This window comes from Kitasatospora sp. Ki12, assembly GCF_054601375.1.
On the sequence record NZ_BAAIHT010000002.1, the window covers coordinates 1,645,288 to 1,666,555 of the forward strand.

Sequence of the window (21,268 nt, forward strand, 5' to 3'; positions counted from 1 at the left end):
TCGGGGCACCGGGCCCGGGGGTCAATGACTTTGGTTAGGAAAGTTTCCCAACGGTGCCATCCCGCACCGGGCCCGGGCCCGGTCAGCCGTTCCAGGAACTGCCGGTCGAGGTGGTCGGCCGGGCCCCGTACTGCTCCGCACCGCCCGAGCCGGAGGTCCGTACGCCCGGGACGGCCGGTCCGTTCGCCGGTCCGTTCGCCGGTCCGGCCGAGGTGCGCGGCGCGGCCGGGCCGGCCGGGGCCCCCGGCGAGTGCCGCGCGACGGTGGTCCGGCGGGCGGCGGCGGTCACCGCCGGGACGTCCGTACCGGCCGGCGCGAGCCGCTCGATCCGCAGCACCAGGTTGCGGTCCTGCCGGTCACCGGCCTGGTCGCGGTTGCGGCTGTGCACGACCTGGGTGGAGACGCCCCCGATCTCCTGCCAACGCCCCTGCACCGCACGGATGTTCGGGCACCACTCGCCCTGGTGTCGGTGCTCCAGGTCGAGCTGCCAGCTCTCCCCCTCGACGACCCGCACCGCGCCGACCTCCCCCGGCAGCTCCAGCCGCGCGCCGCCCCGGACCGTGACCACCGCCCGCTGCGGCCACTGCCCCTCGACCGCCGTCACCGTGATCCGGCTCCGCCCCTGGTACCAGGCCATCGTCGTCCTCCCGCGTCCGTCCTCGTGCCGGCTGCCGCCGGCCTCAGTCGGTAGCACGGACGGCGCGCCCACCGGGGTTCGACCCGCCCCGGTCCGGAACTGAACCCCGGGGCGCACGGCATCCGTTCAGCGCGGCCTCCCCTCACCGGGTTCCGACGGTTCACCGGCGGCGGCGGTCACCGGTGGCGCGGCTCCGACAGGCCGGTGCAGGAGGCCGGGGCCGCGACGCCGGGCGCCAGCGCGTCCCAGGCCCGCAGGGCGGCGTGGGCGGCGGCCCGCTCCGAGACGGTGGGCCGGGCGCCCGCCGGGCCGAGCAGGTAGTCGGCCACCGGGGTGAGCAGCAGGGTGGCGGCGCCGGACGGGAGCAGGACGGCCTCGTCCCACTCGTGCCGGGTGACGGTGCGGCGCAGCAGGGTGCCGTGGCGCGGCCGGAGCGGGCGGGTGGTGGTGCGGCGCCGCAGCTCGGGGCCGACCTCGGCCTCCAGTACGGTGCGCACGCCCGCCAGCGGGCCCAGCGGCACGTGCGCGGCGGCGAGGTCGAGCAGGGCGACGGTCTCCGGCGCGAGCCGGTAAGCGGCGACCACGGCGGCGGTCTCGACGGGTTCGAAGGGCTGTCCGGCCAGTTGGGACACGTCGAGCACGTCGCCGGGGTGGAAGGGGCGGCCGAGGCCCTCCTCGGCGAGGGCGATCAGGCACTCGACGTGGTCGTCGGCGGCCAGGTAGGGGCGGACCGGGACGGCCTCCGGGTCTCCGGTGAGCGCGGCGGTGCCGAGCCGCACCTGGTACCAGGGGTCGAGCAGCGGGTCCTCGGCCGGCCAGCGCAGGGTGACGGTGGTGTGCCGGGGGCGGTCGCCGAGCAGGGCGACCTCGACGGACTCCACCGGGTGGTCGGTGACCAGCCGGTTGACGGCCTGCCAGAGCGCGGCCTCGGTGGGGCTGACGAGGGTGAGTTCGCCCAGCGGCCGGGGCAGGTCGGCCGGGTAGTAGCCGGCCAGCGGGAGGTCGCGGATCGGGCGGACGCCGGTGGCGTCGGCGAGCTCGCCGGCGAGGCGGGCGTAGCAGTCGGAGCGGTCCCGGGCGCGCCGCAGTTCGGCCCGGGCGTGCTCGCCCATCCGGACGTCCTCCCGGGCGAGCGCGGCGAGCACCAGGTAGGGCAGGTCGCGGAGGCCGCGGGCGCGTTGGAGCAGTTCGACCGGTCCGGCGTCCGGGCCGAGGTCGAGCAACCGGTGGAGCAGGTCGGTGTTCACGGGCGTCCGCCTCCGAGAGCTGTGGTGGCCGCCGGGGTGCGGTCCGGCGACCGGGGGTGTGGCGGGCCCGGCGGTTGGTGCCGGGCCGACGGCAGGGGAGCCACACCCATGATTGTGGTGACGGCCGATCAACACCCGATCACCACCGGCTCGACGATCTCTCGACAGCCGGAGGGGTGGCGTGGGTTGATAGGGGCTCATCAATCGGGGGGAAGCACGTGCGCGGGCGGGGGCGAGCACACGAATGCGGGCAGGTGCGGTACTAATGGGTGATTTCCGGTTCTCGGTGCTGGGACTGATGCGGGCACAACGCGGCACCGCCGTACTGAAGGTCGGAAGTCCGCAGCAGCAGGCCATGCTGGCGGTGCTGCTGCTACGTCCGGGGCACGGTGCGAGTGCCACGGACCTGATCGACGCCCTGTGGGGCGAGGAGCCGCCGGGCACCGCGATGACGACGGTGCGGACGTACGCCTGGCGGTGGCGCAAGATCCTGCACGGGGAGGAGCCGGATGCGCCGACCGTGCTGACCTCCGTCGGGGACGGCTACCGGCTGGTGCTGCCCAAGCACGCCGTGGACGCGGCGCAGGCCGAGGAGCTGGCGGCCCAGGCCGAGCGCACGGCGGCCGCCGGGCAGCCGCAGCAGGCGCGGGACCTGCTGAACCAGGCGCTGGACCTGTGGCAGGGCGAGCCGCTGGCCGGCATCCCGGGGCCGTTCGCGCAGCGTCAGCGGCAGCGGCTGGAGGAGCTGCGGCTGACCCTGCTGGAGGAGCGGATCGCCCTGGACCTGGCGTTGGGCCGGTTCTCCCGGTGCATCCCGGAGCTGACCTCGCTGACCACCGAGCACCCGCTGCACGAGCGGGCGTACGGGCTGCTGATGCGCGCGCTGTACCAGGCCGGCCGGCAGGCGGACGCGCTGGCGGTCTACCGGAGCGTGCGTCAGCTGTTCCTGGCCGAGCTGGGGGTGGAGCCCGGCGCCGAGCTGGACCAGCTGCACCGGCGGATCCTGGAGGGCGACCCGGCGCTGGCCGCCCCGGTGCCCGCCGCCCCGGCGGTGGTCGCGGCGCCCGCCGCCGCCCCGGCCGGCCCGGCGGAGCCGGCCGCGGCCGTGCCCGCGCTGCCGGAGCCGCCGGTCGAGCCCGCGGTCGCGCTGGCCCCGAGACCGGCCCAACTCCCGCCGGACGCGGCCGACTTCACCGGCCGTACGGTCCTGGTCGAACGGCTCGGCGAGGCCCTGGGCAGCTCGGGGCAGCAGGCGCTGGTGATCGCCACCGTGGTCGGGATGGGCGGGGTCGGCAAGACCGCGCTGGCCCTGCACGTCGCCCACCGCGTCCGCGAGACCTACCCCGACGGGCAGCTCTACGTCGACCTGCGGGGCGCCGACCCCACCCCGGCCGACCCGGAGGCCGTGCTCAGCGGCTTCCTGCTGGCGCTCGGGGTGCCGGCCGACGCTGTGCCCGACGGACTGGACGCCCGCTCGGCGCTGTTCCGCTCGGTGGTGGACGGCCGGCGGCTGCTGCTGCTCCTCGACAACGTGCACGACACCGCGCAGATCCGGCCCCTGCTGCCGGGCGCGACCGGCTGCGCCGTGCTCACCACCAGCCGTACCCGGCTGTCCGGCCTGCCCGCGACCGTCCACACCGACCTGGACGTCTTCGAACCCGGGGAGGCGCTCGAACTCCTCGGCCGCACCATCGGCGCCGAACGGCTGGCCGCCGAGGCCGAGGCCGCCCGGGACCTGCTGCAGGTCTGCGGCCACCTGCCGCTCGCGGTGCGGATCGTGGCCGCCCGGCTGGCCGCCCGGCCCAGCTGGACGGTGCAGACGCTGGGCCGCCGGCTCGCGGTCGAACGGCGGCGGATCGACGAGCTGCGGATCGGCGACCTGGCGGTGGAGGCGGCCTTCGAACTCAGCTACCGCCAGCTGACGCCCGCCCAGGCCCGGGCCTTCCGGCTGGCCGCCTCGGTGGACGGCCCGGACATCGGCCTGGCCGCCGCGGCCGCCCTGCTGGACCTGGACGAGTACGACGCCGAGGACCTGCTGGAGGCCCTGGTGGACGTGGCGATGATGGAGTCGCCCTTCCCCGGCCGCTACCGCTACCACGACCTGCTGCGCGCCTTCGCCCGGCGACGGCCCGACGGCCCCGGCGCGGCCGTCGAGGCCCGCGACCGGCTGCTGGACCACCTCCTCGCCACCGCGTGCACGGCCTTCCAGCACGCCGTACCCGGGGATCCGGCGGCCGGTGCGCTCGGGCCCGCCCGCAGCGCCGGGGTGGAGCTGACCGGCGCGGACGGCGCCCGGGCCTGGGCCGAGGCGGAGTCCACCGGGGCGATCGCGCTGGCCGCCCAGGTCGCCGCCTGGACGATGGCCGAGACCCCCGCCCCCGCAGCCGCAGCCGCAGCCGCCGCGGGCGACTCCCCCGCGTCTCCGGACGGCCAGGACGCCCCGCCGGACCCGCTGCGCGCCGCGATCGACCTGCTGATCGCGCTCACCCCCTTCACCCTCGCCCCGCCCGGTCGCCAACTCGCCGCCACGGCGGAGTCCCTGGCGGCCGCGGCCACCCACCGCGCCGACCACCGGGCAGCCGGTCGCGCGCACTTCCTGCGCGGCAACGTCGCGCTGGCCGCCACCCGGCTGGAGGAGGCCGAGGCGGCCGCCCGGCTGGCCGTGGCCGCCTCCCGGTCGGCCGGCGACACGGTGATCCTGCGTCAGGCGCTCAACGACCTCGGCCTGGTCTGCCAGTTCCTCAGCCGCTACGACGAGGCCGTCGAGCTGTACGACGAGGCCCTGCTGCTGGCCCGCCGGCTCGGCCACCGCTCGGGGGAGCTGGTGACGACGGTGAACGCCGCACTGGCCCGGGTCCGCAGCGGCCGGGCCGCCGAGGCGGTGGCGATCTGCCACGCGGCGCTGGCCGACCTGCGCACCCGCAACGACGATCCCGGCCGGGCGTACACCCTGTACGTGCTGGGGCTGGCGCTGCACGGGCTGGAGCGGCACGAGGAGGCGGTGACCTGGTTCGGCGAGTGCCTGGCGGTGGCCACGGCGGCCGGTCTGCAGGCCCGGGCCGCGCACGCCCGCTACCGGCTGGCGGACAGTCTGCGGTCGCTGGGCCGGACCGAGGAGGCGCTGGAGCACGCCGGCCAGGCGCTGGCCCTGTGCGAGGAGCTGGGGGCGGAGCGGGACCACGCGCAGGCGCTGGTGGTGCTGGGCCGGACGCTGGCGGACCTCGGGCGCGAGGCCGAGGCGTGGGACCGGTGGCGGGAGGCTCACGCGATCTTCGTCCGGCTGGGGCTGCCGGACGCCCAGGAGGTGGCGGGGCTGCTGGCCCGGGGGCGGGACGGCGTCCCGTCGGCGCGGGACGGGCGGTCGGCGGACCGGGAGGCGGCCGGGGTGCCGGTGACCGGTCGGCGCTGACGCGCTCCGGCCTCGCACTGCGGCCCTACTGCTGGCTACTGCTGGCTACGGCTGACTGACGGGGTTCACGGCCTGATCACCGGCCGTGAGGAATCGATCCTGCGGCAGCCCGGCCGCTCAGGAGCCGGTGCTGTTCCAGTCACCGGAGCTGCCGTGCCCGGTGGTGGCGGTCGGGGCGGGGGTGACGGGGGTGGGCGTCGGCGTCGCGTCGCCGACCACCACCGTCGCCGTCCCGCCGCCGGCCGTCTCCGCCACCGCGGCCGTGGCGGAGAGGCCGGCGCCCAGGGCGACGACCACCCCGAGGCCGACGGTGAACAGCCGGAGGCGGGCGGAGGCGGTGGCCGGACGCTGCGTCATCTCTGGTGCTCCTTCGGTGGCTTCCCTGTGGAGGGAAGGTGTCCTTCGTGGTGTGGCACCAGTCTTGCGGGGGCCGGTCAACGGCCGATCTACGGCGGAGCACCGCTGATCACCGGGCGGTGATCAGGCCGCCCCGCGGATCTCCAGGGTGCAGCACTTGACGCTGCCCCCGCCCTTGAGCAGCTCGCTCAGGTCCATCCCGATCGGCCGGAACCCGCGCTCCCGCAGCCGCGCCGCCAGGCCCACGGCCGCCTCCGGCAGCACCACGTGCAGGCCGTCGCTCACCGCGTTGAGACCGAACACCTCGGCGTCCGCCTCGTCCACCAGCAGGGCGTCCGGGAAGAGCCGGCGCAGCACCGTCCGGCTGCCGGGCGAGAAGGCCTCCGGGTAGTACATGATCTCGTCGCCGTCGAGCACCGACAGCGCGGTGTCCAGGTGGTAGAAGCGCGGGTCGACCAGCTCCAGCCCGACCACCGGGCGGCCGAAGAACTCCTGCGCCTCGGCGTGCCCTTCGGCCACGCTGCGGAAGCCCCGGCCGGCCAGCACGAAGCTCGCGGTCAGCAGCAGGTCCCCCTCGCCCTCGTTGACGAACTCCGGGTCGTGCGTCGCGAAGCCCCGGTCGCGGAACCAGTCCAGGTAGGCGGGGCCCTCGGCGGCCCGCTCGGCGTTGCGGAAGCGCGCCCCGAGCACCCGGCCGTCCACCACGGTGGCGCCGTTGGCCGCGTAGACCATGTCGGGCAGGCCGGGCAGCGGCTCGATCAGCTCGACCTGGTGGCCGAGTTCGGCGTACAGGGCGTACAGCCGCTCCCACTGGGCGACGGCGAGGTCGGTGTCGACCGGCTTGGCCGGGTCCATCCAGGGGTTGATCGCGTAGGTGACGTCGAAGTGGTCCGGACGGCACATCAGGTAGCGGCGCGGACGGGCGGTGCGGGTCATCGGGTCCTCCAAGTCGGGGCGGTGCGGGAAGCGGCGGTGCGGGAAGCGGACGTGCACAAGGACGGGGTCAGGCGGCCGGGGTGGACGGCCGGGTGGGGAAGTCGCGCAGGCCGCGCAGCGGGCTGGCCAGCAGCAGCAGGCCGGCCGAGAGCAGCACGCCCGCCATCAGCCAGATGGTGGCGCGGGCGCCGATCACCTCGCCGAGCCAGCCGCCGAGCAGGGCGCCCACCGGGATCGCGCTGTAGTTGACGGTCGCGGAGCTGGCCCGGATCCGGCCGATCAGCTCCGGCGGGCAGTAGGCCTGGGAGAAGCTGCCGGCCAGCACGTTGCCCGCCACCACGCCGCAGACCGCGACGGCCCAGGCGAGCGCGGAGACCAGGAGCGGCAGCCGCTCGCCCGCGAGCGGCAGCAGCAGGATGAAGGGGGCGACCACCAGCTCGCAGACCAGCAGGGCGCGGGCGGTGCCCAGCCGGCGGGCGATCCGCCCGGCCAGCATCGCCCCGGCCAGTCCGCCGACGCTCACCAGGGCGAACACCCCGCCCACCGCGCCGGGTTCGATCCCCACGGTGCGCACCAGGAAGACGGTCTGCACGGCCTGGATGCCGTTCAGGCCGAGGTTGCCGATCGCGGCGAAGCAGGCGAAGGTACGCAGGTACGGGTCGCGCAGCAGGAACCGGACGCCCTCGCCGATCTCGCGCTGGATGCCGCGCCGCTCGGACACCGGCGGGGGGTGCTCCTCGGTCCTGATCCGCCGCAGGCAGACCGCCGACACCAGGTAGGTGAGCGAGTCGACGAGCATTCCGCTGGCGGCGCCGAAGGCCTGGGAGAGCAGACCGGCCACGCCCGGGCCGGCGATGTCCGCCGCCGAGGCCCCGGAGCGCAGTTTGACGTTGGCCTCCAGCAGGTCGGCCTTGGCCACCAGGGTGGGCAGCACCGCGCCGTACGCGGTGGAGAAGAACACCTTCACCGCGCCGGTCAGCAGGGCCACCACGACCAGCTGGGCGAGGGAGAGCACCCCCAGCCAGCCGGCCACCGGCACGCTGCCGAAGAACACGAGCAGCAGCAGGTCGCAGACCAGCATCACCCGCAGCCGGGGCCAGCGGTCCACCCAGGCGCCGGCCGGCAGGCCGAGGAACAGCCAGGGCAGCCAGGCGGCGGCGTTGACCACGCCGACCGCGAGCGGGCCGGCACCCAGGGTGACGACGGCCACCAGGGACAGCGCCACGCTGCCGACCGCCGTGCCGAGGGTGCTGGTGGTCTCGCCGAGCCAGAGCCGGCGGAAGTCCCCCTGGGCCCACAGGCCCCAGCGGCCGCGCGGCCGCTCCGGCGGCGCCGGGGATTCGATCGGGACGGTGGTGGTCATCGCGGTCACGCTCCGAGCTTCTCGGTCAGCACGGCGGCGATCCGTGCGAGGGGTTCCGGCTGGGTCAGCTCACCGTGGGCGCAGGCGAGGCGGTGGGTCTCGACCGGGCCGTCCAGGTAAGGGCGCCAGGCCTGTTCGTACGGCCAGTCCGCGGGCTTGCCGGTGGTCGCCCCGAAGAAGACGGCGTCCCCCCGGTAGCGGTCCGGCACGTGTTCGGCCATCAGCTTGCGGTGCCGGTCGAAGACCTCGGGCAGCACCGCCACGGCCTCGCCGAGCACGGCCTTCAGGCTCGCCAGGCCGCGGTCGTCGGCCGGGTCGTGGCCGAGCGAGCGCAGCAACTCGTCCAGGGTGTCGGCGGGTTCGACGATCGGGGCGGCGGCGGTACGGACCGCCGGGGCGCCGTCCAGCAGGGCCAGCAGGCCGACCTCGGCGCCCTCGGCGCGCAGCCGCACCGCCATCTCCTGGGCGACCACGGCCCCGAAGGACCAGCCCAGCAGGTGGTACGGGCCGTCGGGGCGCACGGCGCGGATCTGCCGCACGTAGTCCTCGGCGATCTCGGCGACGCTCGCCGGGGCGCCGCCGCGCAGGCCGCGGGCCTGGAGGCCGTACACCGGCTGATCGGGGCCGAGGTGGCGCAGCAGCCCGGAGTAGACCCAGCTGATGCCGGCCGCCGGGTGGACGCAGAACAGCGGGGCCCGGTCGCCGCCGGTGCGCAGCGGCAGCAGGACGTCCAGGGCGTCGGCGGCCGGGCCCCGGTCGAGCAGGCGGGCCAGCCCGGCCACGGTGGGCGCCTCGAACAGGGCCCGCATGCCCGGGTCCGCGCCGAGGGTGGCGCGGATGCGGGCGAGCAGTTTCATGGCGAGCAGGGAGTGGCCGCCGAGGTCGAAGAAGTCGTCGTCGATGCCGACGGTCTCCAGGCCGAGGACCTCCGCGAACAGCGCGCAGAGGATCTCCTCCCGCGGCGTCCGGGCGGCGCGGCCGCCGCTGAGCTGCCCGAAGTCCGGTGCGGGCAGCGCCGCGCGGTCCAGTTTGCCGCTGCCGGTGAGCGGCAGCGCGGCCAGCGGGACGACGGCGGCGGGCAGCATGTAGCCGGGCAGGTGGCCGGCGGCGAAGGCGCGCAGTTCGACCGGGTCGAGCGGGCCGTCGGTGACCACGTAGGCGACCAGGCGCAGCCCGTCCCCGTCGGGCAGCACGGCGGCGGCGGTCACCTCCGGGTGGAGCGTCAGCACGTGTTCGATCTCGCCGAGTTCGATCCGGAAGCCGCGGATCTTGACCTGGTGGTCGGTACGGCCCAGGTACTCCAGCTCCCCGTCACGGGTGCGGCGCACCAGGTCCCCGGTGCGGTACATCCGCGCCCCGGGCTCGAAGGGGCAGGCGAGGAAGCGCTCGGCGGTCAGGGCCGGTCGGGCCAGGTAGCCGCGGGCCAGACCGGCACCCGCCAGGTACAACTCCCCCGGTACCCCGACGGGGACGGGGTTGAGGTACTCGTCCAGCACGTAGCCCCGGGTGCCCGCGACCGTACGGCCCAGGACCGGCCGCTCGGTCGCGTCCAGCGGGTGGGTCAGCGCGTCGACGGTGCACTCGGTCGGACCGTACAGGTTGTGGGCCGCGGTGGCCGGCGCCTCGCGCAGCCGGGTCCAGAGCGCCTGGCCGACGGCCTCGCCACCGAGCAGCACCAGGGCGGGCGCGGGCTCCTCCAGCAACCCCTCCTCGATCAACTGCTCGGCGTAGGAAGGCGTCACCTCCAGCACACCGATCCCGCGCTCCCGCACATGGCCGACCAGCGCCCGGGCGTCGCGCCGGGTCTCACCGCCGATCAGGTGCAGCTCGTGCCCGGCCACCAGCCAGAGCAGACCGTCCCAGGAGGCGTCGAAGCAGAGCGAAGCCGTCAACGCCACCCGCTGCCGATCCACCCCGGCCATCACACCCGTCCGGTGAGCGGCCAACAGCGCGGCGATACTGCCGTGCTGGACCACCACACCCTTGGGACGCCCGGTCGACCCGGAAGTGAAAATCACATACGCGGCGTCCTCGGCGGAGGCACGCGCCGTCGGGTTCGTCTCCGGGCCGCTCGCCCCGGCGACCGCCAGGGTCGGCAGTCCGGCCAGCGCCTCGGGGTGCGGCCAGTCGTCCCCGGTGAGGACGAGGGCGGGGGCCGCGTCGGCGAGGGTGCGGGCGGTGCGGTCGGCCGGGTGGTCGGCGTCCAGCGGCAGGTAGGCGCCGCCCGCCTTGAGCACCGCCAGGATCGCCACCACCGACTCCGCCGAGCGCGGCAGGGCCAGCGCCACCACGGACTCGGGGCCGACACCCCCCGCGATCAGCCGGTGCGCCAGCCGGTTCGCCCGGACGTTCAACTCCGCATACGTCAGGGAGAGTTCACCGCAGACCAGGGCCACGGCGTCCGGCGTCGCGGCGGCCTGCGCCTCGAACGCGGCGGGCACCAGCGGCACCCGCTCCGGCAGGGCGGCCCCGGCCGCGGGCAGCGTGACGGGCTCCTGTGCCGAGAGGAGTTCGATGCGGCCGATCGGCAGCTCCGGCCGGGCGGCCACCGCCGCCAGCAGCCGGCCGAGCCGGACGGCGATCGCCTCGACGGTCTCCCGGTCGAAGAGGTCCGTCGCGAAGTCGATCGCGCACTCCAGGCCGGCGGGCGCGCCGTCCGCGTCGAAGGACTCGCCGAGGCCGACGCTCAGGTCGAACTTGGCGACCGTCCCGTCGGAGGACTCGACCCGGGCGTCCAGACCGGCCGGGGCCAGCGGTGCCGACTCCCCCCGGCCCTCCAGCAGCAGCATCACCTGGAAGAGCGGGTGACGGGCCAGCGAGCGGGCCGGGTTCAGCTCCTCGACCAGCCGCTCGAAGGGCACGTCCTGGTGGGCGTGGGCGTCGAGCTGGGTCTCCCGGACGCGGGCCAGCAGCTCGCTGAAGCTCGGGTTCCCGGAGGTGTCGGTGCGCAGCACCACGGTGTTGACGAAGAAGCCGACCAGGTCGTCCAGGGCCTCGTCGGAGCGCCCGGCCACCACCGAGCCGATCGGGACGTCGGTGCCCGCGCCGAGCCGGGTGAGCAGCGCGGCGAGCGCGGCCTGGACGGTCATGAACATCGTCACCCGGTGCTCGCGCGACAACTCGGCTATCGCGCGGTGGAGTTCGGCGCCGTACGGGACGACGACCCGCTCGCCCCGGTGGCTGGCGGCCGCGCGGCGCGGCCGGTCGACGGGCAGCGACAGTTCCTCGGGCAGACCGGCCAGGGCCTGGCGCCAGTGGTCGAGCTGGCGGGCGAGCAGGCTCTCCGGGTCGCTCTCCTCGCCGAGCAGCTCGCGCTGCCAGAGCGCGTAGTCGGCGTACTGGACGGGCAGCGGCTCCCACTGCGGGGCCGCGCCGTCCCGGCGGGCCGCGTAGGCCTCGGCGAGGTCGCGCAGCAGCGGGCCCATCGACCAGCCGTCACCGGCGATGTGGTGCAGGACCAGGACGAGCAGGTGCTCGCCGGGCGGGGCCGGGATGACGTGGGCGCGGACCGGGAGGTCGGCGGCCAGGTCGAAGGGCCGGGCCGTGCAGCCCGCCGGCGCGGTGCCGGGCGGCAGCAGCTCGACGCGGACGCGGGCCTGCCCGGCGGGCAGGATCCGCTGGTACGGGCTGCCGTCCTCCTCGGCGATCAGGGTGCGCAGGCTCTCGTGCCGGGCCACCACGTCGCCGAGCGCGAGCTCCAGGGCGGCGGTGTCCAGCTCCCCCGCCACCCGCAGGACGAGCGGCAGGTTGTAGAGGGCGCCGGGGCCCTCCATCCGGTCGATCAGCCAGAGCCGCTGCTGGGCGAAGGAGAGCGGCACCCGCTCCGGCCGCTCGGCGGCCGCGGTCAGCGCCAGGCGCTCCGGGCCGCTGCCCAGCCGGGCGGTCAGCCCCTCCACCGTCGGCGCCTCGAAGACGTCCCGGATGCCGAGCTCCGCGCCCAGCACCGACCGCACCCGGCTGAGCAGCTTGGTGGCCAGCAGCGAGTGCCCGCCGAGGTCGAAGAAGTCGTCGTCGATGCCGACGCCCTCCAGTCCGAGCACCTCCGCGTACAGCCCGCAGAGGATCTCCTCCTGCGGCGTCCGCGCCGCCCGGCCCGCCGCGAGCGCGCCGAAGTCCGGTGCGGGCAGCGCCCGGTGGTCCACCTTGCCGCTGCCGGTCAGGGGCAGCGCGGCCAGCAGGACGACGGCGGCCGGCACCATGTAGCCGGGCAGCGACTCGGCGGCGAACCGGCGCAGCTCGGCGGCGAGTTCGGGCGATTCCCGGTCCACCGTGCAGTAGCCGACCAGCCGGCGGTCGCCGCTGTCGCTCTCCCGTACGGTGACCACGCACTGGCGGACGGCGGGGTGGCGCGCCACCACCTGCTCGATCTCGCCGAGTTCGACCCGGAAGCCGCGGATCTTCACCTGGTGGTCGGTGCGGCCCAGGTACTCCACGCCGCCCTCCCGGGTGCGCCGGGCCAGGTCGCCGGTGCGGTACATCCGCGCGCCGGGCTCGAAGGGCGAGGCGACGAAGCGCTCCGCCGTCAGTCCAGGCCGCGCCAGGTAGCCGCGGGCCAGACCGGCGCCCGCCAGGTACAGCTCCCCCGGCACCCCGACCGGGACCGGGTTGAGGTACCCGTCCAGGACGTGGGCCTCGACGCCGGCGATCGGGCCGCCGAGCCCCGGGCGCCGCGCCGCGTCGAGCGGCTGGGTGAGCGCGTACACGGTGGCCTCGGTCGGGCCGTAGAAGTTGTGGCCCGCGGTGTCCGGGTGCTCCCGCAGCCGCTGCCACAGGGCCTGGCCGACGGCCTCGCCGCCGAGCAGCAGCAGGCGCGGCGCGGGTGCGTCCAGCAGGCCCTCCTCGATCAGCTGCTCGGCGTAGGAGGGGGTGAGGTGCAGGGCGTCGATGCCCGCCGCGGCGGTGTGCCGCACGAGGGCGGCCGGGTCGCGGCGCAGCTCGTCGCCGATCAGGTGCAGCTCGTGCCCGGCGTACATCCAGAGCACGGGCTCCAGGGAGGCGTCGAAGCAGAGCGAGGCGGTGAGCGCGATCCGCTGCCGGCCGTGGGCCTGCTCGGTGCCCCGGATCAGGGCGGCCCGGTGGGCGGCGAGCAGGGCGGCGACGGCGCCGTGCGGGACGACCACGCCCTTGGGGCGGCCGGTGGAGCCGGAGGTGTAGATGACGTAGGCGGCGTCGCCCGGGTCGACGGCGCACCGCGGGTCGGTGGAGCGCTGCGGGTCGGTGGCGCTCTCCGAGGAGGGCTCGGTGACGTCCAGGGTGCGCAGTCCGTCCAGCACCTCGGGCAGCGGCCAGCGGCCGTCGGTGAGGGCGAGCGCCGGGTGGGCGTCCGCCAGCATGTGGGCGGTGCGCTCGGCCGGGTACTCGGCGTCCAGTGGCAGGTAGGCGCCGCCGGCCTTGAGCACGGCCAGCATGGCGACCACCGTCTCCGCCGAGCGCGGCAGGGCGAGGGCGACCACCGACTCCCGGCCCGCGCCGGCGGCCAGCAGGCGGTGGGCGAGCCGGTTGGCGCGGGCGTTCAGTTCGGCGAAGGTGAGCGAGGTGTCGCCGCAGACCAGGGCGACGGCCTCCGGGGTCTCGGCCGCCCGGGCGGCGAAGGCGGCGGGCAGCAGTGGGAGTCCGGCGGGCAGGGCGGGGCCGGCCGTGGGCAGCGCGGCCCGCTCCTCGGCGGGGAGCAGTTCGATCCGGCCGATCGGCAGCTCGGGCCGGGCGGCCACCGCGGCCAGCAGCCGGCCGAGCCGGGCCGCGATCGCCTCGACGGTCTCCCGGTCGAACAGGTCGACGGCGTAGTCGAGGGCGCAGTCGATCCCGGCGGGTTCGCCGTCGGGGCCGAAGGACTCCTCGGCGATCAGGCTGAGGTCGAACTTGGCGGAGCCGGTGGCCGCCGCCAGGGGCTCGACCCGCAGGCCGGCCGTCGACGGTTCGGCCTGCTCGTTGCTCTGGAGCACCAGCATGATCTGGAACAGCGGGTGGCGGGCCAGCGAGCGGGTCGGCCTGACCTCCTCCACCAGCCGTTCGAAGGGCATGTCCTGGTGGGCGTAGGCGCCGAGGGCGGTCTCCCGGGCCCGGCCGAGCAGGTCGGCGAAGCTCGGGTTGCCCGAGGTGTCGGTGCGCAGCACGAGGGTGTTGACGAAGAAGCCGACCAGGTCGTCCAGGGCTTCGTCGGAGCGCCCGGCCACCACCGAGCCGATCGGGACGTCGGTGCCCGCGCCGAGCCGGGTCAGCAGCGCAGCGAGCGCCGCCTGCAGCGTCATGAACATCGTCACCCGGTGGGCCCGGGACAGCCCGAGCAGCTCGCGGTGGCACTCGGCGCCGAGGCTGAGCGCGACCCGGTCGCCGCGGTGGGAGGCGACCGGCGGGCGGGGGCGGTCCAGCGGCAGCGTGGCCTCCTCCGGGAGGTCCGCCAGGGTCTCGCGCCAGTAGGCGAGCTGGCGGGCGGCCAGGCTCTCCGGATCGGTCTCCTCGCCGAGCAGTTCGCGCTGCCAGAGCGCGTAGTCGGCGTACTGGACGGGCAGCGGCGCCCAGCCGGGGGCGGCGCCGCCGGTGCGGGCCGCGTACGCGGAGGTGAGGTCGCGGACCAGCGGGCCGAGGGACCAGCCGTCGCTGGCGATGTGGTGCAGCGCCAGGACCAGTACGTGCTCCTCCGCCGAGACCGTCAACAGGGCGGCACGGACCGGGAGTTCGGTGCGCAGGTCGAAGGCGCGGCGGCACAGTCCGGCGACCGTGGCGGCCACCTCGGCGGCCGGGCGGTCCAGGGTGTCGAACGGGAGCGCGGCCTCGTCGGCGGGCAGTATCCGCTGGTACGGGGTGCCGTCCTCCTCGGCGATCAGGGTGCGCAGGCTCTCGTGCCGGGCGAGCAGGTCGCCGAGGGCGAGCTCCAGGGCGGCGGTGTCCAGTTCGCCGGCCAGGCGCAGCGCCAGCGGCGCGTTGTAGAGGGCGCTGGGGCCTTCCATCCGGTCGATCAGCCAGAGCCGCTGCTGGGCGAAGGAGAGCGGCACCCGCTCCGGCCGGTCACCGGCCGCGGTCAGCGCCGGGCGGTCCGAGCCGGTGTCCAGCCGGGCGGCCAGTCCGGCCACGGTGGGCGCCTCGAAGACGTCCCGGATGCCCGGCTCGGCGCCGAGCGCCGCCCTGATCCGGCTGAGCAGCTTGGTGGCCAGCAGCGAGTGCCCGCCGAGGTCGAAGAAGTCGTCGTCGATGCCGATCCCGTCGAGGCCGAGGACCTCCGCGAACAGCCCGCAGAGGATCTCCTCCTGCGGCGTGCGCGCCGCCCGGCCCGCCGCGAGGGCGCCGAAGTCCGGTGCCGGGAGGGCGGTCCGGTCGAGTTTGCCGTTGGCGTTCAGCGGCAGGGCGTCCAGTACCACGATCGCGGCGGGCAGCATGTAGCCGGGCAGTGTCCGGGCGGCGGTGGCCCGGGCCTCCGCCGGGTCGAGCGGGCCGTCGGTGACCACGTAGGCGACCAGGCGCAGCCCGTCCCCGTCGGGCAGGACGGCGGCCTGGAGGACCCGCGGGTGCGCGGTCAGGGCGCGCTCGATCTCGCCGAGTTCGATCCGGAAGCCGCGGATCTTGACCTGGTGATCGGTGCGGCCCAGGTACTCCAGCCCCCCGTCACGGGTACGGCGGACCAGGTCCCCGGTGCGGTACATCCGCGCCCCGGGCTCGAAGGGGCAGGCGAGGAAGCGCTCGGCGGTCAGGCCCGGCCGGGCCAGGTAGCCGCGGGCCAGACCGGCACCCGCCAGGTACAGCTCCCCCGGCACCCCGACCGGGACCGGGTTGAGGTACTCGTCCAGCACGTAGCCCCGGGTACCCGCGACCGTACGGCCCAGAACCGGCCGCTCGGTCGCGTCCAGCGGGTGGGTCAGCGCGTCGACCGTGCACTCCGTCGGGCCGTACAGGTTGTGGGCCGCGGTGCCCGGCGCCTCGCGCAGCCGGGTCCAGAGGGCCTGGCCGACGGCCTCGCCGCCGAGCAGCACCAGGGCGGGCGCGGGCTCCTCCAGCAACCCCTCCTCGATCAACTGCTCGGCGTACGACGGCGTCACCTCCAGCACACCGATGCCGCGCTCCCGTACGTGGCCGACCAGCGCCCGGGCGTCGCGCCGGGTCTCACCGCCGATCAGGTGCAGCTCGTGCCCGGCGACCAGCCAGAGCAGACCGTCCCAGGAGGCGTCGAAGCAGAGCGAGGCGGTGAGCGCCACCCGCTGCCGGGAGACACCGGCCATCACACCCGTCCGGTGAGCGGCCAACAGCGCGGCGATACTGCCGTGCTGGACCACCACACCCTTGGGGCGCCCGGTCGAACCGGAAGTGAAGATCACGTACGCGGCGTCCTCGGCGGACGAACGCGGGGCCGGGTCCGTCTCCGCGAAGGCCCCGCCCTCGGCGAGGTCGAGCACCGGGTGCCCGTCGAGGACCTCGGGCAGCGGCCAGCGCCCGTCGGTCAGCACCAGCGCCGGGCCCGCCTGCGCCAGGGTGTCGGCGGTGCGGTCGGCCGGGTACTCGGCGTCCAGCGGCAGGTAGGCGCCGCCGGCCTTGAGCACCGCCAGGATCGCCACCACCGTCTCCGCCGAGCGCGGCAGGGCCAGCGCCACCACGGACTCGGGGCCGACACCCCCCGCGATCAGCCGGTGCGCCAGCCGGTTCGCCCGGACGTTCAACTCCGCATACGTCAGGGAGAGTTCGCCGCAGACCAGGGCCACGGCGTCCGGCGTCGCGGCGGCCTGCGCCTCGAACGCGGCCGGCACCAGCGGCACCTCCTCCGGCAGCGGGGTGTGGCCGCCCGCGGCCTCGGCCCGCTCCCGCGCCGACAGCACGTCCAGCTCGGCGACCGGCCGGGCGGGGTCGTCCGCGACCTGGCGCAGGATCGACTCCAGGGCGGCGGCCAGCCGTTCGCCGGTCTCCCGGTCGAAGAGGTCGGTGGCGTACTCCAGGACTCCGGCCAGGCCCGCGGCGGCGCCGTCCTCGCCCTGGCGCTCGACCAGCCGCAGCGTCAGGTCGAAGGTCGCGGTGCCGAAGTCGACCGGCTCCTCCGTCACCGTCACCCCGGGGAAGGCCGGGCCGTCCTCGGCGGCGCCCGCGAAGGCGATCATCACCTGGAACAGCGGGGTGCAGGCGGTCGACCGGGTCGGGTTCAGCTCCTCGACCAGCCGCTCGAAGGGCACGTCCTGGTGGGCGTGGGCGGCCGGGTCGCTCTCCCGGATCCGGCCCAGCAGCTCGGCGAAGCCGGGGCGGCCGGACAGGTCGGTGCGCAGCACCAGGGTGTTGGCGAAGAAGCCGACCAGCTCGTGCGTCGCCTCGTCGAGGCGGCCGGCCAGCGGGGTGCCGATGGGCAGGTCGGTGCCCGCGCCGAAGCGGTGCAGCAGGGTGGCGTACGCGGCCCGCAGGACCATGAAGAGGGTGACGCCGTGCTCGGCGGCGAGCGCGGTCAGCCGGGTGTGCAGGTCCGCGTCGAACTCCAGCGGGACGATCGCACCGCGGTGCGAGGCGACCGGCGGGCGGGGGCGGTCGACCGGCAGCGGCAGCTCCTCGGGGGCGCCGGCCAGCGCCTCGCGCCAGTGGTCGAGCTGGCGGGCGAGCGGGCTCTCCGGGTCGTCCTCGTCGCCGAGCAGCTCGTGCTGCCAGAGCGCGTAGTCGGCGTACTGGACGGGCAGCGGCTCCCACCGCGGGGCCGCGCCGTCGCGGCGGGCCGCGTAGGCCTCGGCGAGGTCGCGGTAGAGCGGGCCCAGCGAGGCGCCGTCCCCCGCGATGTGGTGGACCACCAGGACCAGCACGTGCTCCTCGGCGCCCTCGGGCCGCAGGTAGGCGTGGACCGGGAGGTCCGCGGCGAGGTCGAAGGTGTGCCCGGCGAGCTCGTCCGTGGGCCGGTCGGTGACGGTGAGCAGGCCGCCGTCGGGGGCGTCCAGGACGCGCTGGTACGGAGTGCCGTCCTGCTCGCCGAAGACGGTGCGCAGCGCCTCGTGCCGGTGCACGACGTCGCCGAGGGCGGCCGCCAGGGCGGTGGCGTCGAGCGGGCCGGTCAGCCGCAGGGCGAGGGTGACGTTGTAGGTGGCCGAGGGGCCGTCGGCCCGGTCGAGGAACCAGAGCCGGCGCTGGGCGAAGGAGAGCGGCACCCGCTCGGGCCGGGCGGCGGGCCGCAGCGCCGGGCGGGCCGGGCCGGTGGCGCCGGGGTCGCGGTCGGCGAGCCGCTCGACCAGTCCGGCGACGGTCGGCGCCTGGAAGAGGTCGCCGATGGAGAGTTCGACGCCGAGGTCGGTGCGGGCCCGCCCGGTGAGCCGGGTGGCGAGCAGGGAGTGGCCGCCGAGCGCGAAGAAGTCGTCGTCGATGGTGATGTCGTCGATGCCGAGCAGCTCGCCGAACAGCTCGCACAGGGCGCGTTCGCGCTCGTCCCGCGGGGCGCGGCCGTCGCCGTCGGCGGCGAGGTCGGGGGCGGGCAGGGCCCGGCGGTCGACCTTGCCGTTGTTGTTGAGCGGCAGCGCGTCGAGGAGGACGACGGCGGCGGGGACCATGTAGCCGGGCAGGGTGGTGCCGGCGAAGGAGCGCAGCCCGTCCGCGGTGAGCGAGGGGTCGGCGGTGCAGTAGGCGACCAGCCGGAGGTCGCCGGGCCGGTCCTCGCGGGCGATCACGATGACCTGGCGGACGGCGGGGTGGCGGGAGAGCGCCGCCTCGATCTCGCCGAGTTCGATCCGGAAGCCGCGCAGTTTGACCTGGCCGTCGATCCGGCCGAGGAACTCCACCGCGCCGTCGGCGCGCAGCCGTACCAGGTCCCCGGTGCGGTACATCCGCTCGCCGGGCGCGTACGGGCAGGCGACGAAGCGCTCGGCGGTCAGGCCGGGCCGGTTGAGGTAGCCGCGGGCCAGGCCGGCCCCGGCGATGTACAGCTCGCCGGGCACCCCGGGCGGAACGGGCCGCAGCCGGGCGTCCAGGACGTGGCAGCGCATGTTGTCGAGCGGGCCGCCGATCGGGACCCGGGGGCCCGCCAGGTCGGCGGCGGTGAGCGGGTGGTGGGTGGCGAAGGTGGTGGTCTCGGTGGGGCCGTAGACGTGGGCGAGCAGCAGGTCGGGGCAGGCGTCCAGGACGCGGCGCAGCAGCACGCCGGAGGCGGCCTCGCCGCCGGTGCAGACGGTCCGCAGGGCGGCGAAGGTCTCCGGGGCCTGCTCGGCGACGAGGTCGAACAGGGCCTTGGTGAGGAAGACCGCGGTGACCTCGTGCCGGGTGGTGACGGCGTGCAGGGCGGCGGCGTCGAGGGCCCCGGGCGGGGCGACCACGACGGTGCCGCCGGCCAGCAGGGGCGTCCAGATCTCGTAGGTGGCGGCGTCGAAGGCGTGCGGGGAGTGCAGCAGGACCCGCCGGTGGCGGCCGTCCTGCCAGCGCCGGTCGGCGGCGAGGTCGAGGACGTCGCGGTGGCGCACGGCGACGCCCTTGGGGCGCCCGGTGGAGCCGGAGGTGAACATCGCGTAGGCGAGCTGGTCCGGGTGGACGGGCAGGCCGGGGCGGTGGTCGGGGGCGCCGGCCTCGTCGCCGGGGCGGACCACCGCGGCCGCGTGCGGGAAGCCGGGGTCGGCCCGGTCGGTGAGCAGGACGGGGGCGCCGGTGTCGGCGAGCACGTCGGCCATCCGCTCGGGCGGCAGGCCGGGGTGCATGGGGACGTACCAGCCGCCGGCCTTGAGGATCGCCAGGGTGGCGACGACGACGTCGACGGAGCGTTCCATCAGCATCGCGACGGGGGTCTCGGTGCCGACGCCGAGGGTGGTCAGGTGGTGGGCGAGGCGGTTGGCGCGGGCGTCGAGTTCCGCGTAGGAGACGGTGCCGCCGTCGTGGGCGAGGGCGACGGCGTCCGGGGTGCGGTCGGCCTGGCGCTCGAAGGACTCGGCGAGGGTGCCGGTCCGGCGGGGGGCCTCGGTGGCGTTCCACTCGACGAGGACGCGGGTGCGCTCCTCGGGGGCGAGGACGTCGAGGGTGCCGATCGGGGCGTGCGGGGCGGCGGCGGCGCCGGCCAGCAGCCGGCCCAGCCGGTCGGCCAGGGCGGCGACGGTGGTGCGGTCGTAGAGGTCGGCGGCGTACTCGATGGAGCCGGTGAGCCCGGCGGGGGCGCCGTCGGGGGCGTGGTGTTCGGCGATGCCGATGTTGAGGTCGAACTTGGCGACCCGCAGGCCGATCGGCTCGGTGGCGGACTCCAGCCCGGGCAGGTCGAGTTCGGCGTCCTGCCCGTGGTTCTGCAGGACCAGCAGGGTCTGGAACAGCGGGTGGCGGCCGAGCGCGCGGGGCGGGTTGAGCTCCTCCACCAGGCGCTCGAAGGGGATGTCCTGGTGGGCGAAGGCGTCGAGCTGGGCTTCCCGGACCCGGCCGAGCAGCTCGGCGAAGCTCGGGTCTCCGGACGTGTCGGCCCGCAGCACCAGCGAATTCACGAAGAAGCCGACCAGGTCGTCCAGGGCCTCGTCGGAGCGGCCGGCGAGGCCGGTGCCGAGCGGGATGTCGGTGCCGGCGCCGAGCCGGGTGAACAGCGCGGCCAGGCCGGCCTGGAGGACGGTGAACAGGGTGGTGCGGTGGGTGCGGGCGAGGTCGAGCAGGGCGGTGTGCAGGTCGGTGCCCCAGGCCAGGTCCACGGAGTCGGCGGCGCCGGTGGGGGCGGGGGGTCGGGGTCGGTCGGTGGGCAGCTCCAGTTCTTCCGGCAGGCCGGCCAGGGCGGTGCGCCAGTGGTCGAGTTGGCGGGCGAGCAGGGACTCGGGGTCGTGTTCGTCGCCGAGCAGGTCGCGCTGCCAGAGCGCGTAGTCGGCGTACTGGACGGGCAGGGGTTCCCAGTCGGGGGCGCGGCCGGTGAGCCGGGCCCGGTAGGCGGTGGCGAGGTCGCGCAGCAGCGGGCCGAGCGACCAGCCGTCACCGGCGATGTGGTGCAGCACGACCAGCAGTACGTGCTCGGTCGGGGAGAGGGTGAACACCGTGACCCGGATGGGCAGTTCGCGGCTCAGGTCGAAGGTCTCGGCGGCGGCCGCGTCCCGGTGGGCGGGGTAGTCGGCCGGTGCGCGGTCCACCACCTGGAAGCGCGGCCGCGCTTCCTCGGCGGGCAGGATCCGCTGCACCGGGACTCCCCCGACCACCGGGAACACCGTGCGGAGGGCCTCGTGCCGGGCGACCACGTCCACCGTCGCGGCGCGCAGCGCGGCGGTGTCGAGCTCGCCGCGCAGGCGCAGGGCGAACGGCAGGTTGTACAGCGCGGTCGGCCCCTCGATCTGGTCGATCAGCCAGAGACGCTGTTGGGCGTACGAAACCGGGATCACGGTGCTTCCTCTACTCACGACACGACACGACACGGCACGGGGTGGTGGGGGCTGGTC

Annotated in this window: 7 protein-coding genes; 1 reads left to right on the forward strand and 6 read right to left on the reverse strand. The window is 76.0% G+C overall.

Going from position 1 to position 21,268, the window contains the following annotated elements; translation table 11 throughout:
* Positions 1-82: 82 nt before the first annotated feature.
* Both ACYP53_RS24765 and ACYP53_RS24770 read right to left on the reverse strand, forming a co-directional pair.
* Positions 83-637: a hypothetical protein gene (locus ACYP53_RS24765; RefSeq protein WP_459649011.1), complete on the reverse strand. Its 555-nt coding sequence runs from the start codon at positions 635-637 to the stop codon at positions 83-85.
* Between the two features lie 176 nt (positions 638-813).
* On the reverse strand, positions 814-1,884 hold the full coding sequence (locus tag ACYP53_RS24770; RefSeq protein WP_459649012.1) for a hypothetical protein: 1,071 nt from the start codon (positions 1,882-1,884) through the stop codon (positions 814-816).
* 265 nt (positions 1,885-2,149) lie between these two features.
* Between ACYP53_RS24770 and ACYP53_RS24775 the strand changes: the two genes are divergently transcribed.
* A complete protein-coding gene (locus ACYP53_RS24775; RefSeq protein WP_459649013.1) occupies positions 2,150-5,293 on the forward strand; it encodes an AfsR/SARP family transcriptional regulator in 3,144 nt (1,047 codons plus the stop codon).
* Positions 5,294-5,410: 117 nt separating this feature from the next.
* On the opposite strand, the gene ACYP53_RS24780 is transcribed toward ACYP53_RS24775, so the two are convergent.
* From ACYP53_RS24780 to ACYP53_RS24795, 4 genes are all read right to left on the reverse strand, one after another.
* Positions 5,411-5,650, reverse strand: a complete 240-nt coding sequence (locus ACYP53_RS24780) for a hypothetical protein (protein WP_459649014.1) — start codon at positions 5,648-5,650, stop codon at positions 5,411-5,413.
* A gap of 123 nt (positions 5,651-5,773) precedes the next feature.
* Positions 5,774-6,586, reverse strand: a complete 813-nt coding sequence (gene ddaH, locus ACYP53_RS24785; protein WP_459649015.1) for a dimethylargininase — start codon at positions 6,584-6,586, stop codon at positions 5,774-5,776.
* Between the two features lie 67 nt (positions 6,587-6,653).
* Complete coding sequence (locus ACYP53_RS24790; RefSeq protein ID WP_459649016.1) at positions 6,654-7,949, reverse strand: MFS transporter; 1,296 nt, start codon at positions 7,947-7,949, stop codon at positions 6,654-6,656.
* A gap of 5 nt (positions 7,950-7,954) precedes the next feature.
* Positions 7,955-21,211 carry a non-ribosomal peptide synthetase gene (locus ACYP53_RS24795; protein ID WP_459649017.1) on the reverse strand — a complete coding sequence of 4,419 codons (13,257 nt, stop codon included), beginning with the start codon at positions 21,209-21,211 and terminating at the stop codon, positions 7,955-7,957.
* Positions 21,212-21,268: the final 57 nt, after the last annotated feature.